Genomic DNA, 17,982 nt, shown 5'->3' with positions numbered 1-17,982 from the left:
TCCGTCGCTGCGCGCTCACGGGGCACCTCCCGATTCGGGCAGCACGCGGATCCACCCTTCCTGCGCCTCGTGCGGGAGGCGCGGGAGCAGCGCGGTCTGCGTCGCGGCGACGATCGGGTCGTCGCGCCACGTCAGCGGTCCCGTGCGGCGCGTGAAGGTCTGCCGCTCGCCGAGCGACGCGACGAGCGGCAGCCGGATCTCCGACGGATCGACGAGCAGCGGCCCCACGCGCACGCTCGGCATCAGCGCCTGGAGGCCGGGCATCACCCAGTCGTGCGCGAGCGCGAGCGACTTGCGCGGCAGCACGCCCGACGTGAGGTGCACCTGGCCCGCGGGGAGCATCAGCAGCGTGAGGCGCACCGTCTGGCCGGGCCGCAGCAGCAGCTGGTCCTCCGCCACCACGTACGGGTGCGCCAGCGGCACGACGTCCGGCACGTCGGTGGCGCCGAGCAGGCCGAGCTGCCCGCGGTGCCGCCCCGTGTCGCGCGCGGTCGCGGCCACCACCTTGTCGACCAGGTGCAGCTTCGTGTAGTCGTCGTCGACGAAGAAGCCGAGCAACGCGTCGTCGCTGCGCGTGAGCGCGCCGAGCTGCACGGGCACGCGCTGCTCGCGCATCGCGGCGAACGCGGCGCGCCGCGCGTCGGCGCCGCCGGGCGCCGTCACGTCGACGTCCGGGAGATCGTCGGGCGCGTCGAGCGTGAGCGTCGCGCGCACGACGGCGATGGGGCGCCCCACCAATCCCGCGACCGTCGGCGAGCCGACCGACGCGAAGGTGTCGACCGACCAGAGCGTCGTGTCGATCGCGCGCAGCATCGCCGACAGCGCGCTCGAATCCGGCGCGGCGGCCTGCGCGCGCGCGGCGACATCCGACACCACGACGCCGGACGCGAGCTCGCCCACCAGCACGTCGTGCGGCGCGAGCCCCGCCAGCGGACCGGCATCCGGCGGCAGCGGGCGGCCGGGCGCGGGCTCCCAGAACACCGCGCCGCTCAATGCATCGTGTGCGAGCTGCCCGAGGGGCGTGCCGTGCACGTCGAAGAGCTCCAGCGCCTCGTCGATGTGGTCGGGGAGCAGGAAGCCCGCGACCGGGTTCACCGCGAGCTGCGGATCGAGCTGGTCGACGAACGCCTCGGGCGCGAGCGCGGGATCGGCGGTCGTGGGATGCGCGGGATCGACGAGCCGCCACAGCCAGCGCGCCTGATGCTGCAGGCGCGGGCGCAGCCGCATCGCCGCGGGCGCGCCATCCACCTCCAGCGTCGCGGTCGTGCGCACGGTCGCCGTCGGCACGTCCGCCACGCGGCCGAACGCGTCCACCAGCCGCAACGCATCCAGCGTCAGCGTGCCGCCGAACAGCGGGATCGGCGCCGCGGTCGCGCGCAGCCGCTCGCGTCCGTCGGGGCCGGGCGTGCCGCGCGGCTCGCTGCCGTCGTACGGGATGCCGAGCAGCTGCTCGCGGATGCCGTCGAGCGACGCGGACACCAGGTCGAGCGGGAGCAGCAGGTCGGCGAGTCGCGCCAGCGCCGCCTCGTCCGCGTCGCTGATGAATCCACCGGCCGGCGAGGCGTCGCGCTGCTGCTCGGCCTCCAGCCACCGCAGGATGGCGCCGTGCAGCGCCTTCGACAGCCCCTGCCCGATGGGGCTGCGGCCCTGGTACGTGAGCGTGCGTGTCGGCGCGGCGAGCGTCGCGGCCTCGAGATCGAGGCCGTCGAGCGTCCACCCTTCCAGGTCCTCGCGCCCGCGCAGCGTGACGCGCCACTCCAGCCAGAGCGGCACCCACGGCTGGCGCCACGTCGTGATCGCGACGGGGCTCGGCGGCATCCCTTCCAGGAGCGCGTGGCGCGACAGCTCGGTCGCGACCTCGAGGTCGAGCATTCTCTCCCTCACACCAACGCCCTGCCATGAATCACGCGCGGCGGCGTTGCGCCCGGTCGGCGCGAGGTGGCTGCCGCCGTCGTAGCGCCCCTCGGTCCCGTACAGCCGCACCATCTCGCCGGCGAGGCGCGTCTCCAGCGCGGGCACGCGCGTGCGGCCACCGCCGCTCGCCGCGGCGCCCGCGGCCGCGAGCCACGCGTGCGCGTACGGATCGAGCAGCACCGCCTCGCGCACGATCGCCAGCATCTCCGGCGGCACCGCGCCCGAGCTGATGGACGGCACGACGTCCTGCCCGCGCACGACGCCCTTCCAGGCGGGCACGCACTCGCGCGGATAGCGGCAGCGCAGCCGCCCCTCGCTGTCGAACAGCCCGTCGCCGTGATGGCGATGGCTGGGATGCGCGCCGCGGATCGCGACCATCGGCGGCAGCGGCCGGAACCAGCGCGGCGCGGGGCGCACGACCTCGCGCACCTGTGGACGTGACGTGCGCTCGCGCGCGATGCCTTCCTGCGCGTCGCGCAGCGCGCCCGCGCGCGACTGCTCGGCGCGCGACGGCGCGCCGCGCTTGCGCTCCATCAGGTCGATCGCGTCGGACTTCCAGCGCAGCTCCGCGCCCAGCCGCTCCTGCACGCTGGCCGCGAGCGCGCCGCGCCCCTTCCGCCCGATCCCCGTCGGGCCGATGGGCGCCGCGTCCTCCGCGCGCAGCCGATCGGGGCGCGTGCCCGGGAGCGGCGTGCCGGGGAACGAGAGGAAGCCGTCGCCGTGCTCGCGCTCCGCGAGGTCGTCCACGCCGTCGGGCGTCGCGAGGCGGTCGAGCAGGTCGCTCGTGAACGCGGCGGCCAGCCGCTCCGCGGACGCGCGATGCTGCGCGCCCGTGCCGAGCGTCGTCGCGCCGAACGCGCCCACCAGGTCGTCGTCGTCGAGGCCCATCGCGACCTGCATGTCGGCCGACGCGGGGCGGTCGTCGACGCCCGCGGGCACGCTGCCGCCGATCGGGACGCCGAGCACCGCGCCGTGCAGCAGCGACGCATAGGTCGGGAGCGAGGGGCCGACCATCACCTTCGTCGCCTTGCTCACCGGGACCGCCGCACGCACCGACGCCGCGCCGAGCGAGCGCGCGACCGGGCGCCCCTCGGCCGTGATGACGCTGACCATCGGCTCGCTCGGCGGCGACGTGAGGCCCATCGCGTTGCGCATCGTGACGACGCGCGGGTCCTCCTGCGCCTGCTGCACCGTGTCCGCGACGTCGTGAACGACGCTCCAGCCCAGCTCCGCGAGCCGCGCGTCCAGCCCCTTCGTGCCGCGCGCGGCGGCGAGCGGATCCTGCGCGACGTCGTCCCACCAGCCGCCCACCACGTACACCGCCTGGCCGCCGTGCGATGCCTGCGCGTTCGGCACGTCGTCGAGCGGATCGTGAAACGCGAAGCGCCCCGCGCTCGCGCCGTACGACGCGGTCCAGAGCAGCGAGCCGCCCGCCATGCCGTCGAGCGGATCGAGCGTGAGCGCGCCCGCGGGCGGCGCCGCCGGCGTGCCGCTGAACGTCGCGAGCGGCGTCACCGACTGCGTGCGCGCGTCGATCACCCAGCCGCGCAGCTGCGCCTGCGCCGCGCCGTCGGGCATCAGCGCGCGGAACACCACCCAGCGGTCGGGGAGCCGCGGCAGCTCGAGCGCCGCGTCGCGCGCATCGTCGGCGCCGTTGGTCGACGGCTTGCGCTGCCGCCCGCGCAGCAGCGCGTCGGGCATCGCCCAGTGCAGGTGCACGCCCGACGGACGCACCGCGCCGGCCGCGAACGGCGGCGGGTCGCCGGGGCTGCCGTCGCCGGCGGGCGTGCCGGTCACCGCGACCGTCGGCTCGCCGCCCGTCCTCGGCACGACGAACGCCTGCACGTCCACCGGCACGAGGATGCGCGTGCGGCGATCGAGCGTCCGGTCCCACGTCGCGACGCCCGCGAGGTCGATGCCGGTGCGCGCGAGCACCGTCCAGCGGCGGTCGAGGACCGCGCGCGCGACCAGCGCGCCGGTCAGCGGTGTGTCGCTCACGGCTGCACCCTCGCGGTGAAGAGGCGCACCATCGTCTCGTACGACACCGTCGGGCGGAACACCGTCGGCACCGGCGGGCGGTTCACGTCGCCGAACACCTGCCGGAACGGGAAGCGCACGAGCTGCAGCGCGTACTCCGCGCTCGACAACCCGTCGCCCGCGCCGGTGCCCGGCCGCGCCTTCAGCCGCCGCTCCAGCTGCTGGATGTCCACCACGCCCGACGCGCCCGCGCGGAACGGCACGTCGATCGCCGCGCCGCCCAGGTACTCGAACGTCGTCGCGTTGCGCGGACGCAGCGTGGGGCGCAGCTGCCCGTTCGCCTCCGCGGGATCGAAGCCGAACTGCACGCCCTGCCGCGGCTCCTCGACGTGCACCACCGTCGGGATGCCGTCGAACAGGCAGAGGAGCACCGCGGGCGCGAGGCGCTCCAGGCGCAGCAGCCGCATGCGCTGCGGATCGCCCTCCTCGAACGGGGCCTCGTCGCCCTCCGCGGGATCGACGTTGAAGGCGCGCACGTGCAGGGCGGGCCAGCCGCTCACCGCGCGCGAGCGCAGGATGAAGCCGCTCACCGGGCCCGCGGGGCCGTCGAGCCACATCGCGCCGGTGCGGCGGCGCTGGTTGCGCTCCGCGCGGTCGAGCGACTCGCGGATGGTGGGATACTCCGCGGTCAGCTGCGTGCGGTCGTCGGAGTTCACGGTGCCGACGCTCAGCGCGCCCTGCACCAGCGCGTCGGTCCACCGCCGGTCGACGTAGAACCAGCGGATGGACTCCTCGGGCAGCAGCGCGGTGTCGGCCACCAGGTACGCGAACGGCACGCCGTCCATCAGGCGCAGGCGCACGAGCCAGTCGCGCAGCTCGGGCGGCATCCCGTCGAGGCCCGGCGCCGCGGCGGCGCGCGTGTCGGCGCGCTCGTCCACCCGCAGCACGTCGGGCGTGGGCGCCGCCACGCGCAGCGGCAGGGACGTCATCAGCACGGTCGCGTCGATCTTCATGGCGCGTCAGCCCTCGTCGTCAGGCGTCATCGTTGTCGTCGGGCGCGAAGCCGCCCAGCGCGTCGATCAGCCGGTCGAGCGCATCGGGCGCCGCCGCGGCGGCAGCGGCCTTCGTGGCACCGCGCCCGCGCCGCGCGTACGCCGCCGCGCGCAGCTCGTGCGCGAGCGTGTCGGCGGCCAGCTGCGCGACCTGCGCGTCGAGCGCGGCCACCAGCGTGTCGCGCTCCAGCTGCGCGGCCCGCTCCGCCGCGCGCGTGGCCGCCGTGCGTGCGGTGCGCTTCACGCCGTTCCTGCCGTTCCCACCGGTCACGCGGTCGATGCCGACCGCGGACGGGATCGGCGCGGCCTCCGGCGCCGTCGCGCGCAGGCGGCCGAGCACCGTCGGCAGGTCGCCGCGCAGCACGGCGGGCGGCAGCGCGTAGCCCGCCGCCAGCGCCTCGATCGTGCTCGCGTCGACGCTGAGCGGGCGTCCCGCGTCGACCAGCGGGCGCGGCGCACCGACGAACGTCTCGGGCCGCGCCGCGATCGCGCCCGCGAGCGCGCGGCCGAGGTGCACGCCGAAGTCCACGGGGATGCGCTCCGGGAGCGCGGCGCCGAGCAGCGCGACGAGGAACGGGCGCTGCGCGTCCCAGATGGCCTGCCGCCGCGCGCTCTGGTAGTGCACCTGCCGCCACCGCAGCAGCGCGGCGACGATGCTCGGCCGCGCCAGCGCCATGAGACGGCCGATCTCGAACGCGCCCGCGAGCGAGAGGTCCTCGCGGCCGTCCGGCACGACGATGCGCAGCTGGTCGGCCGCGTGCGCGAGCGCGAGGCGTCCCTCCGGCGGATCGACGGTGGGGTGCGCGACGAACGGCCCGCGGTACCAGATGCGCGCCTCGTCGCCGCGCCGCGTGCGGTGCACGAGGCCCACGTGGCCCGTCTCCACGATCTCGAGCGGCGGACGCCCTTCGAGCCGCGGCGGCTCCTCGCCCGCGGGCACCTCCGGCAGCGTGCCGAGCAGGCCCGAGTCGAGGTGCTCCATCAGCGTGCGGAAGGTCGTGCTCCCCGTGGACGTGAAGCTCCAGTGCAGGAGCACCGGGAAGCGGTACGTCGGGTCGAGCACGACCGACGGATCGAAGCGGTCGGCGCGCGAGAACGGCCGCGCCATGTCGACGTACACGTCGCTGCCCGCGCGCACGTCCGCGCGCGACCAGTCGGAGCGCGTGCCCGTCGTGCCGACGTCGTCGTGCGTGACGGTGCGCGGCCGGATGACCGTCGCGCCGTCGATCGCCGCTGCCGCGAGCGCCGCCTCGGCCGCCGACGCCTCCTCCGCCGCGGCCAGCCCGCCCGCGACCGCTAGCCCGCCAAGGAACGGGCCCACGCCCGCGGGCGGCGACACGGGTGACGCGCCCATCGCGAGGTGGTCCGACGCGGCGACGCTCATCACCGCGTTCGCGAGCACGAGCGGCCGCACCGTGAACGGCGACGGATCGGGCGCGCGCTCCAGCAGCCGGTCGAACTGTCCTTCCAGGTTCACGAGGCACGCGAGGTACTTCACCGGCGCCTCGTCGCCGCGCGCGTCCTTCCCGGGCAGCGGCAGGCGGTTGGAGATCACGACGGCGAGGAAGCCGTCGTCGTCGCCCATCATCAGCTCCGTGTCGTGGATGTCCACCTCGCGCGCATGCGCGAGCAGCGGCACGTCGAGCTGCGTGGGGAAGATCCGGTGCACGACGGAGCGCTGCACGACGAGCGTGTTGCCCACCTCGACGTCGGGCAGCCCGTCGAGCACGACGCCCGGCGTCACGCAGTCCGCGACCTTCTCGTTCATCCGCAGCTCCGCCTCGCCCTCGGCCACCAGCACGAGCGCCAGCCACGGCGTGCCGCGGCGCGTGGGCGACAGCAGCCGCTCCCACGGCAGCGTGCGGCGCTTGATGACGACCTGCGGCAGCCGCATCCCGAAGGCGCCCTCGCTGTTCGCGGGCGGGTACGTCGAGAGCACCTGGTCGGGCGGCAGCTGGTAGCGCGGCGCGCGCACGCGGAAGTGCGTCGGCAGCGCGGCGACCCTGAGGTCGTCCTCGTCGAGCGGCCCGTCGGGGCCCGACGCGGCGAGCACCTGCCGCGCGGTGAGCCGGTAGTCGCCCGCCTCCAGCGGCGGCTCGATGCGCGTGTACAGGACGAACCTGCCCTCACCGACGGCCATTGCCGCGCCCTCCGCTCGGAGTGGTGGACTTCCGCACGGCGGTCGGCAGCCCCTGCGCCGGCGCCTTCACGCCATTCTTCACCGCACCCTTCGTGGTCGTCTTCTTCGTCGCCTTCCTCGCGGTCTTGCGGCCGCCACCGCCGCGCGACGGCGGCGCGACGACCGGACCGCCGACCCAGCGCAGCGTGCAGCCCGCGCCCGCGCCTGCGAGCATGCGGCCCGCGACCGCGACGATGCCACGCTCCGCGATCAGCCGCGCGACGTCGTCCACCGGCGTCGTGCCCGCGAGCACGCCCGCGATGCGGCGATCGCCGCCCGCGCGCACGCCCACCAGCACGGGCGCGCTCCGCTCCGGCTCGACGGCGTACACGAGCGCCGCATGGCCGCCCACCAGCACGACGGCCGGCGCGCGCAGCGTCCCGTCCCTCTCCTTCGCGCGCGCCGCGCCGCGCAACACGAGATCGAGCCCCTCCAGCCGGTCGCCCTCGGCGTCCGCGACGACGACCACCACCGTGCGCACGGGACGGTCGCCCGCGCGGTCGAAGCGCGTGGTGACGCGCGCGGCGCCGCGCACCGCGTCGGCGGCGGTGATCCAGCCCAGCTGCGGCGCGGCGTGCGGCGCCTCGATCGCGAGCGTGCAGCCGGTGCCCAGCGCGACGTGGGAGCCGAGCGCGGCGACGCGCGCCTGCTCGTGCCAGCCGGCGAGGCCCTCGGCCACGTCGAGCTGCCCGTCCGCCTGCACGCTCACGAGCGCCGTGCCCACCGGCACGCGCACGCTGCTCACGCGCTCGCTCGGCTCGCGGCCGGTGAGCGCGTCGAGCAGCACGGTGCCGTCGCCGCGCACCATCGTCACGCGCGCGCCGCCCGCGACCGCGAGCACCGGACGCGCCTCGGCGCGCTCGTCGACGTCGAGCGCGGCATCGGGGAGGTTGAGCACCACGAGGTCGCCCGCGGCGAGCCGCTGCGGCTCCTGCTCGGCCGCACGCGTGCCGGCACGGGCGGACTTCCGCGCGCCACGCAGATCGGTGGGCGCGGGCGCCAGCCCGCCGACGATCCCGTCGAGCCCGCGCAGCCCGCCCGCGCGGCCCGCGACGTACGAGCGCTGCGCGCCCGGCGCGTCGGTGCGCGGCACGACCGCGGTCGCGATGACCGTGCGGCCGCGCTCCGCGGCGGGGCGCGCGGTGGCGACCATCTTCACCGGCAGGTGCACCGCGAGGCGCGTCTGCACGGAGGGCCACGTCGGCGCGACGCGGCGCTTGATGCGGCGGTCCTTCACCGTCATCGGCGTCTCGCGCCGCGCGACGCCGGTGCCGGCGGTCATCAGCGCGAGCACGCGCGGCGGGCGCATCGCTGGCGGCGCGGCGGGCGGCGGCGGCACCTGCACCTCCGCCGCGGCGTCGTCCGCGTTGCGGCGCGCGAGGCCGTCGGCCAGCGTGCCGAACATCGGCGGCGCGGCGCGGTCGCCCGCGAACGTCGCGCGCGCCAGGTGCGAGCGCTCGCCGCGCGGCAGCACGCCGGGCGTCGGCGCGGCGGCGCGCGGCGCGAACAGCTGCGCCCGCGCGGCGAGCAGCGCCTGCTGCGCGTTGGCGACCGTCGGCAGCGCGACCGTGTTCGCGCGGTCCAGCAGCAGCCCGCGGCTGTTGCCGCTCGCCTGCAGCGGCAGCGGGCGGCGCGACGCCTCCACCTTGCGGTACGGGATCTCGGGGCCGCGATCGAGCTGCTCGGCCACCGCTTCCACGCGCACGCGGTTGCCGGCGAACAGCACGTCGCCCGCCGGCAGCGGCGGCGCGGGCAGGCCCACGGGATCGGGCGCGCCCCACGCGCCGATCGGGAACGCGTCGGTGCCGGTCTCGTTGTGTGCGGCCACCTTCGCGAGCTGCGCGGGGATCGGCGTCGCGGCGGTGACCGCGCCGGCCGCGTTGCGCGTCAGCTTGTGCAGCTCGAAGCGCAGCGTGGACGTGAGGTTGCCGGCGCGCATCGGCTTGAGGCCGAGCGCCGCGCTCGCGCCGTCGGAGCGCCGGACCGCGACGACGACGGCGGACGGCCCGCCCAGCTCGAAGCGCTGCGTCGGCACCGTCGTCACGACCGTCAGCTCGAACTCCGCGAACACCTCGAACGGCAGCGCGTCGGTGCCGTCGGGCGTCGGTGCGCTCTGCCCGCCCTTCGTGGACGCGGGCAGCGTCCCCTTGCCCGTGATCGACGACAGCACGCGCGCGGCGTCACCCGCATCCTCGAGGTACTTCCGCGTGAACTCCAGCCAGTCGAGCACGCGCGGCGCGATGCGGCGCTCGCTCCCGAAGCCGACCGTGACGTCGCACGGCCCGACCTCGATCGTCGCCTCGCCGCTGAACTCGGGGCCCCACACCTTGATCGTCGCGCCCTTCGACACGCTGAAGCGGATCGTGCCGAGCCACGTCTTGATCTTGATGCCCGCCGCGATGCGCGCGTAGGCGCTGACCTCGTACCAGAACGGATCGAAGTAGACGATGCCGTGCGCGCCGAACGCGATGCGCGCCCACGCCCAGCCGAAGTTGGCGCTCACCTCCACGTCCACGCCCGCCATCAGCGCCTCGGACGTGAGGGCGAAGTACGCGCCGCCCTTCACCACGATCTCGTCGGTGATGCGCCAGATCAGCCCGAGTCGCGGCACCACCGGATAGCCCTCGCGGTGGAAGCTCGGGTGGTAGCCGCCGAGCGTGAGCACGAACTGGCCGGCGAGGGGGCCCTTCCACCACGTGGCGAGCGCGAAGCCGCCGGTGAGGCGCACCTCGGGATAGAGCAGCCACGAGTTCTCGGTCAGCTGCGCGCGGATCGCGAACACGCCCTCGACCGTCGAGAAGCGCGCGAGCAGCCCGAGCTCGATCGACACCAGCGCGGCCTGCGGGCGCGGGAGCGCCATGCGCGCGAGGCCCATGAGGTTGATCTCGAGCCCCGCGCCGAAGCTCACCGCGACGACCGCGATCCCGTCCACCAGCGCGAAGCAGGTGAAGCTGATGCCGGCCGCGAACCAGAAGTTGCCGGGCTGCGGCGGGAAGTACTGCGTCAGCTCGCGCAGCTTCTCCATCGGCTCGGGCACCGTCGCCGCGGGGTCGAGCGCCTGGATGAACGGGTACTCGTTGAACCGCGCCATGTCGTTCGGCACGCGCAGCGCGCGGTTGATCCCCAGCCCGCCGCCGATGCCGGTGACGAAGAACGCGGGCGGCCCGCCGATCGGGCCGTTCACCGCGCCGAACACGAAGAACGACGGCGCGCCCGCGACGGTTGAATAGCCTCCAAAAACTGACAGGCCATAGACGCCGAAGCGCCCCAGCAGCATGCCGACGTAGCCGACGCCGCCGCCCACGGTCGTCTTCAGCAGCCCGCCCGCGAGCGACACGCCCGACATCTCGGCCGACACGGCGAGGCCCTGCAGATCGACCGCCCACTGCCGGATGTCGAAGACGTCGCCGCCGAGCCACGTCAGCGACAGCTGGTCCACCGCGGCGGTGAGCCCGAACAGCGACACGCGCCCGTCGAAGAGCAGCGCGACGCGGCTCACGCGCCCGTTCGTCTCGGCCGTGTCGAGCCCCACCTGCTCGACGTAGAGGGGGCCGAGCTGCCGCTGCACGACGACCCACCACGGGCCGGGCGGCCTGCCCGCGCGGAACGACACGCCGGCGTTCCCGCCCGGATGCTTCTGCACCGCGAGCGCCGGGCTGAACGCGGGCCGGTTCGCCGGGCTCGCGCCGCCCGCCTCGTCGAGGATCCCGTTGGCGACCGCGTTCGATCCGCCCGCGCCGGCGGGCGAGATCGCGAAGCCCGCGAGCTCCAGCTGCACGCCCGCGCCGACGCCCGCGGGCGCGGCCTCGCCGTACACGTGCACCGCGATCGCGTCGAGCGACACGCCGCCCAGGTCGAGCAGCGGGCCGCTCTGCTTCGAGAAGCGCAGCCCGATGCCGCCGATCTGCACCGCGGGCACGAACGCGAACGTCGGCGCGCCGCCCGTCGTCGCCTCGACGGCGTAGATCGTGAGCCCCGGCGGCACGACCGGATCGACCCACGACGCGTCGACCTCCAGCTCGACGGTCGGGTCGCCGCTGGCGATCGCGTAGCGCTTGTTGGGCACGAGCGACACGCTGACGCCGAGCTGCTTGCGGCCGCCGGCCACGTCGCGCCCCGCGAGCGCGATCGTCACCGTGCCATCGATCGTTAGCGACAGCGGGCCGCCGTCGGCGGCGGGCGCGGTCGCGAGGTTGAGCAGCAGCCGCTCCAGCCGCGCCAGCATCCGCATGCCGTCGGCGAGGTCGAGGAAGAGCTGCGGATCGAGCGCGGTGGACGCCGCGACGTCGGTGAAGACGACGCCGCGCAGCGCGCCGCGCGCCCGCGGCGGCAGCACGGGGCGCAGCCGTTCGACGGCCACGCTGCCGGCGAGCGACGCCGCCACCGCGAGCAGCCGCGTCGCGACCGTCAGCGGCGTCGCGTCGGGCACCGCGCCCGCGGCGCCGCGCGTGATCACGCGCAGCGACGGCGGGCTCGCGTCGAGCGTCCAGCGGAGCTCCACCGAGCTGGCGGCCGCGTCGTCGAAGGCGAGGCCGATGCCGAGCGCGCGCGTGAAGCCCGCGCCGGAGACGCCCGCGCGCACGACGACCAGCGGGCGCAGCACGAGCGCGCCGACCGTGATCGGCGCGGGCCCGATGCGCGCCGCGATCCGCACGCCGGCGGCCGAGAGGCGCAGCTCCTCGACGACGACGTTGCCGACGTCGGGAAGCGCGAGCGTCGCCTGCAGCACGATCGCGGCGGCCGCGCCGTCGAGCACCACGCGCACCGGGCGCGCGGTCGCCGCGCCGGCGCCGCCGAAGCCGAGCGTGAGCTTCCCGTCGGTGGGTCCCGCAACGGCCACGCGCGACGCCGCCGGATCGAGCGCGTGCGCCAGCGCCGCGGCGCCCGCGTTCACGAGGTGCGGCAGTCGCGCGGTCAGGCGCGCGGTGGGATCGGCCGCGAACTCGGACAGCTTGGCGGCGGTGAACGCGTCGCCGTCGCGCAGCGCCATCGCGCCGCCGAGGTCGAACACCGCGACGCCGACGTCCTTCAGCAGCGAGCTGCCCGCGTCGGTGCGGTGGCCCGCGAGCGCGTCGAGCACGGGCGGCAGCACCGACTCCGCGACCGCGCCCAGCGCGGCGCCGAGCCCGGGCCCGTTGGGATAGAGCTGCAGAGGCACCGCCGGCGGCGGACGCAGGAGATCGACGCGAACATTCGGCGCGATCGCGAGCTGCAGCCCGCGCCCCGCGACCGTCACGCCGGCTTCGAGGATCGGCGCCGCGCTGCCCGTCGGTCCGACGAGCAGGCCTGCGAGCACGCGCGTCGCCACCGGCGTCGCGGGCGCGGGCCCGACGCTCGTGTCCATCGCCACGTCGAGCGCGAGGCGCAGCCGTCCCGCGTCGCTGCCGTAGCGGATCGCGACGCCCGGCGCGAGCGCCCAGCCCGTGCCCGGCGCGGCGCCCGGCGCGACGAGCGGCGTCAGCGCGTCGAGCAACGTGACCGCGCTGCCCACCGGATCCGCGCGCCACGATGCGACGCCGTGCCGCAGCCACGCGCCCGGCGCGTCCAGCAGTCCGAGCGGCAGCCGCACGTGGCGCAGCCCGGCGAGGTCGGGCGTCGCGAGCAGCCCGAGCACGTCGAGCGCGCCGTCGAGCACCGGCCGCGCGGCAGCGGCGACGTGCGAGCGCGCCAGCTCCGCCGCCGCCTGCGCGAGCAGCGCCGGCAGCGCGACCGTCGCCAGCGCGCGCAGCCCGTCCGCGTCGGGCGCGGGCAGGATCGGGATGAGGCGCGTCGTCGCGGCGCCGACGGCCGCGGGCCGCTGCCACTCCAGCTGCAGCACCGCGCCGCCGCTCACGCCGTTGCCTGCGCGCGCGACCAGCCGCAGCCCGCCCGCGCGCGCGTCGAGCGCGCCGAACGCGAGCTCCGCACGCGGCCCCGCGGGCGACAGCGAGGCACTGATCGCGAGCGGCGGCACGCCACCGCCGTCGCGCGTGGCCGTGAGGGTCGCGGTGCGCGTCGCGAGGTCGAACAGCAGCGTCGCGCTGCCGCTGCCACCCGGCACGCCCGCGTCGAGCGTCCATCCGACCGACGAGCCGCTGCCCGTCGCGCCCGCGACCAGCGCGCGCAGCGACGTGGCCAGCGCCTCCGCCTGCGCCATCGCGACGGTCGCGGTCTCCTGCACGTCGTACAGCAGGCGGTCGAGCCCCGCGGGATCGAGGCCGCCGTCGCGCGCGATGCCCGCGATCTCCAGCAGCTGCGCGAGCGCTGGCGACGCGGCGCGCAGCCGCGCGACGACCGCCGAGAGGATGACGCGCACCTCCGGCAGCGGCGGCGTCGCGAGGACGCCGTCGCCGTCCGCGCGCACCACCCAGCGCTCGCGGTACGCGCCGAACGCGCGCGCCTCGTGCAGCACCAGCTCCACGTCGTCGTTCCCGGCGGGCCGCCCGTCGAGCGGCAGGCGCACGTGCGCCGACATCCACCGCACGTCCACGTCGCGCTGCAGCGCGCCCGGCCCGCCCACCAGCCAGCCGTCGTGCACGCCCAGGTGCACCTCGACGCCGATGCCGCGCACGCCCGCGACGTCGAGCCCCGCGCCGGCGGCGGGACGCGTGAGCGACGCGAGCTCCAGCCGCACGCCCGCCCCCACCAGCAGCCCGCCGAGGTCGAGGTCGAGCACCGGCACGTCGGCGCCGACGTGCAGCGCGACGTGCGGCAGCTCGGGACCGGCCGCGGCCTGCGCGGCTTCGAGGCGCGCCGCGAGCCCGTCGGCGAACACCGCCGCGAGCCCCATCGCCAGCGTGTCGGCATCCAGCACGCCGAACGCCGCGTGCAGCGCGAGCCCCGCGCGCGGCGTCTCGCTCCCGGCCGACGGCAGCGGATCGCTCTCCGCGACCAGCGACAGCGCGCGCGTCACCAGCCCGCGCATCACGCGCAGCGGCGTCGCCTCGTGCGCCAGCAGCGGGTCGGGCCACGCGGGCGCGTCGGGGCGCAGCATCCGCTCCAGGAAGCGCAGCGCGTCGCCGCTCGTGCCGGTGCGCAGCGCGTCGATCGCCAGCCCCGCCCATGGCGTGCCGACGGTGACGACGTCGCTGACCGCCGCGACCGCGCTCGCCGCACGCACCGCGGCCGCCCCCGCCGCGCCGTAGCCGATGATCACGATGGGCGCGGTGCGCGCGGCCAGCAGCTGCGCGAGGCGCGCGGCCTGCTCGCCCACCGCGCCGCGATCGGGCCGCAGCGTCGCGGCGTCCGCGGGCAGCGGCAGGCGCACGAACCACTCGCCGGTGCCCGTCGCCGGCAGCGCGCCGCTGACCGTCGCACCCGTCGCGTCGAACGCGCGGCCCGCGGGACGATCGGTGCTCCACGTCGCCTCGCAGCCCACGTGCACGACGGCCGCGGGCAGCGGATCGAGCACGTCGCCCAGCAGCGCGCCGACGCTGCCGAGCGCCACCAGCTCGTCGTACGAGTAGCCGGGCAGCGTCACGGTCCGCACGCCCGCGGGCAGCGCGGTCGGCATCGCGACGATGCCGTCGGTGTTGGTCCAGCGCGCGACGAGCTGCGTCAGCCCGTCGGGCAGCGCGTCGCGCCCCACCAGCAGCTCCGCCACGTCCGGCAGCGTGTCGATCGCCTCGCGCAGCTCGGCCACCAGCACCGCCGGCTCGGGCGGCTCGCTGGCGTGCATCGCGTTGAACGCGGAGACGAGATCGTCCGCGGTCGGCGGGCAGCCGGGCTCCAGCCACGCGATCAGCCCGGGCGCGCGACGGTGGCCGGCGATGGGGCAGCGATACGGCGTGCGTGCGCTGCCGGTGCCGAACGGGCGCGAGCGGGTGAAGCCGCTGAGCAGCGCGGCCACCGGACCGAGCGCCGCCTCCAGCCGCGCGCAGTCGAGCGCGAGGTCGCCGAGCCAGGCGCGGATCGCGACGCCGACGTCGGGGAACGCGGGATCGGCGCCGACGAGCGCGGCGAGCCGCAGCCGCGGCCCGGTGCCCGTCCAGCCGAGCAGCGACAGCGCGACGTCGAGCGCCGGGACGCGCAGCTGCGACGCGAGCGCGACGAGCGCGTCCTGCACCGCGTCCCATGCAGTCGCTGGGAAGGTCAGGTTGCCGCTCGCGTCGAACGTCGGCAGCGGCACGTCGAGCCGCGTCAGCGCCGCGTCGATGGGCGAGAGGCCGCGCACCAGCAGCGCCAGCTCCTCCGCGTCGAGCGCGGCGCGCACGCCCGTGGCGGACGTCCAGCGCACGTCGAGCGCGAGCCGCCGCAGCTCCAGCGTCAGGTTCGCGAGGTCGAGCGTCGCCAGCTCGCCGTCGGCGCGACGCAGCTCGAGGCGCGCGTGCGCCTCGCCCGCGAACGTCGCGCGCCGCGGCGCGAAGCCCGAGCGCAGGAGCGACACGCCGAGCGTCGCCTCCACCTCCATCGCCTGCATCACCGGCGTGACGATCGCGACCGCCGCGTCCACCGCGAGCTCGTCGCCGTCGCGCCACGCGCGCAGCGCGAGCGGTCCCACCAGCGACACGCGCCACGGATCGGCGCGCGTGCCGGCACCCGGCACCGGCGCGCTCGCGCCGCCCGCGAGCAGCGCGCGCAGCGCGCCCAGCACGTCGGCCATCGCCGGCGGCGCGAGCGACAGGTCGCGCCAGTAGCGCGCGATCTCCGCGACCGGATCGGCGACGAGCGCGGGCGCGGAGATCGCCGGGATCCCCGCCGGCGGCGTGAGGCCGAGCAGCCGGCTCACGAGCGTGCCCGCGGCGCCGAGGCCCGCGAGCGCGTCGGCCAGCGCCTGGTCGACGACGGTGCTCGCCGCGTCGAGCGCCGCCTCGGGCGACGAGAGGTCGAGGTGCGCGTGGTGCCGCCCCGCGAGCGTCACCTCCTCGAGCGTGAGCACGAACGTCGGCCGCCGCGCCTCGGTCGTGAGACCCGTGACCGCGACACCGACGTGCAGGCTGCCGACGGCGGGATTTCCGGTCAGCAGCGGCGCGCCGCCCGCGTCCTGCCCGAACACCGCTTCCGCGCGCAGGTCGGGCAGCGCGATGACGGAGCTGGTCTGCGTGTCGGCGCGCAGCAGGTCGGCCGCGAGCCGCACGCGCGCGCCCGCGCGCCCTTCGAGCGCGAGCTCCGCCCACGGCGTGAGCACCGGATGCCCGCCCGTGCCCGGCGCGACGCGCACGCCGATGCTGAACGTCAGCGGGCCGACCGTCGACGTCACCGCGGTGCGCGGCACGTCCACCGTCGCACCGGTGAGCAGCGCGAGCTGCTGCAGCCACGCGGTGCGCGCGGGCGTCGCCAGCAGCACGGCCTCCAGCCAGCCGACGAGCGCGGGCAGCCCCTGCGTCGTCAGCTCCGCGAGCGGCAGCGGCGGCAGCCCCGTGACCTCGCGCAGACCGAGCAGTCCCGTGAGCGCGGCGAACGGCCGCAGCGTGGGCTGCGTGACGTCGAGCGCCTCCGCCTGCGCGCGCACGAGCCCCACGATGAGCGCGAACGCGTCCGCCTGCAGCTCCGCGAGCGAGTCGCCGTCGAGCGCGAAGGTGCGCGGCGCGCTCGCGCCGGGCAGCTGCAGGTCGCGCAGCGAGAGCGCGAAGCCGAGCGTGTCGGCCGGCGCGGTGGGGACCTGCAGACCTAGCGCGAGCCCGCCGAGCGACGCCGCACCCGGCGATGGCGCGCCGGTCGCCAGCGTGAGGTCCACCGCGAGCTGGATGCGGCCGCCCACGCGCCCGAGCAGCAGCCAGCCGGGCAGCCCGCCCGAGTCGGCGGGCGCGGGGCCGGTGCCGCGCGCGAGCTGGAAGAGCGGCACGTGCAGCCGCGTCGCCACCGTGGGCGTGGAGGTCGGCGTGGCTCCGGTCGTCGCGTGCTCGATGCCGATGCCGAGGTGCACCGCGTTCGCGACCGGGCGCACGACGGCGAAGATCGTGACCTGCGGCGACGACTCGCTGAACAGCGGCACCCACGTCGCGCCGTCGCGCTCCTCGCGGTCGGGCGCGCCGAGCACCTCGTCCACGAAGGCGAGCAGCGCGTCGCGCTGGTCGTCGTCGGAGAGCACGCTGCGCAGCCCGCGCGGATTGCCGGTGCTGCTGCCGGGCGCGCGGCCCACGGGATCGCCGAACCACGCGGTGTTCGGGCTGCCGCCGTCGTCGAGGATGCCGAGCGCGGTGGCGAGCTGCGCGAACGCGTCGAGCTGGGTGCCGGTGAAGCTCATCGCGTGATCCTCACGCTCAGGTCGTGGCGTGCCATCGGCTGCACGAGCAGCACGCCCTGCTCGGCCCCGATCGCGGCGGGGACCAGCGGGCGGCCGGCGGCGTCCTTGCCGACGGCGGCGCTGAGCTGCTGCGCGAGGTGCACGAGCGCCTCCCACGCGAAGGCGGCGATCGCCTCGGACCAGCGCGCGGTGACGACCTCGGGGCCCGCGAGGCGGTCGAACGTCGCCATCACGAGCCCCGCGGGCCGCTCCGCGGTGCCGACGGCGATCGGCACGGGGATGACGGCCGGCCTGTTCTGCAGCTGGTCGCACGTCACGGGCACGCCGACGGTGACCAGCGCGGGCGCGCACGTGAGCTGCACCGCGAGCGCGTCGACGAGCAGCTCGCTGTCGCCCTGCACCCACACCGTCGCGCCGGACGCTCGCGGCGGCAGGTCGGCGACGAGGCGGATGGTGGTGCGCAGCAGCCGGTTCGCGATCGCCACGGGCACGCGCACCATCTCGGCGGCGGCGCCGGTGGCGAGCCGCGCGCGCGCGTCGAGCGGCGCGAGCCAGTCGAGCGTCGGCACCGCGACGTCGCCGGCGGGCAGATGCAGCATGGCATCGCCGCCCGCCCTCGTCGCTCTCGCACTCGCCGACCTCGCGCTCGCTGCCCTCGTACGTCCCGCACTCGCCTTCCCCGAGCTCGCGCGACC

At 76.7% G+C, this 17,982-nt stretch carries 5 protein-coding genes; all 5 read right to left on the bottom strand.

What is annotated here, in order from left to right:
* Positions 1-15: 15 nt before the first annotated feature.
* Genes rosag_RS06840 through rosag_RS06820 form a run of 5 tightly spaced genes read right to left on the bottom strand, consistent with a single transcriptional unit; the run spans position 16 to position 17,886 of the window.
* Positions 16-3,912: a hypothetical protein gene (locus rosag_RS06840; protein WP_284349313.1), complete on the bottom strand. Its 3,897-nt coding sequence runs from the start codon at positions 3,910-3,912 to the stop codon at positions 16-18.
* Positions 3,909-4,904, bottom strand: coding sequence for a hypothetical protein (locus rosag_RS06835; protein ID WP_284349312.1), 996 nt, complete (start codon positions 4,902-4,904; stop codon positions 3,909-3,911). The genes rosag_RS06840 and rosag_RS06835 overlap by 4 nt, the downstream gene beginning before the upstream one ends.
* A 19-nt stretch (positions 4,905-4,923) precedes the next feature.
* Positions 4,924-7,083 carry a hypothetical protein gene (locus tag rosag_RS06830; protein WP_284349311.1) on the bottom strand — a complete coding sequence of 720 codons (2,160 nt, stop codon included), beginning with the start codon at positions 7,081-7,083 and terminating at the stop codon, positions 4,924-4,926.
* On the bottom strand, positions 7,070-17,287 hold the full coding sequence (locus rosag_RS06825; protein WP_284349310.1) for a DUF6603 domain-containing protein: 10,218 nt from the start codon (positions 17,285-17,287) through the stop codon (positions 7,070-7,072). The genes rosag_RS06830 and rosag_RS06825 overlap by 14 nt, the downstream gene beginning before the upstream one ends.
* On the bottom strand, positions 17,284-17,886 hold the full coding sequence (locus rosag_RS06820) for a hypothetical protein (protein WP_284349309.1): 603 nt from the start codon (positions 17,884-17,886) through the stop codon (positions 17,284-17,286). Before rosag_RS06820 ends, rosag_RS06825 begins: the two co-directional genes overlap by 4 nt.
* Positions 17,887-17,982: the final 96 nt, after the last annotated feature.

The sequence above is a fragment of the Roseisolibacter agri genome (assembly GCF_030159095.1).
GTDB classification, from domain to species: domain Bacteria; phylum Gemmatimonadota; class Gemmatimonadetes; order Gemmatimonadales; family Gemmatimonadaceae; genus Roseisolibacter; species Roseisolibacter agri.
The sequence above is the reverse complement of the archived record's forward strand: the minus strand, read 5'-3'. Positions and strand labels throughout refer to the sequence as shown.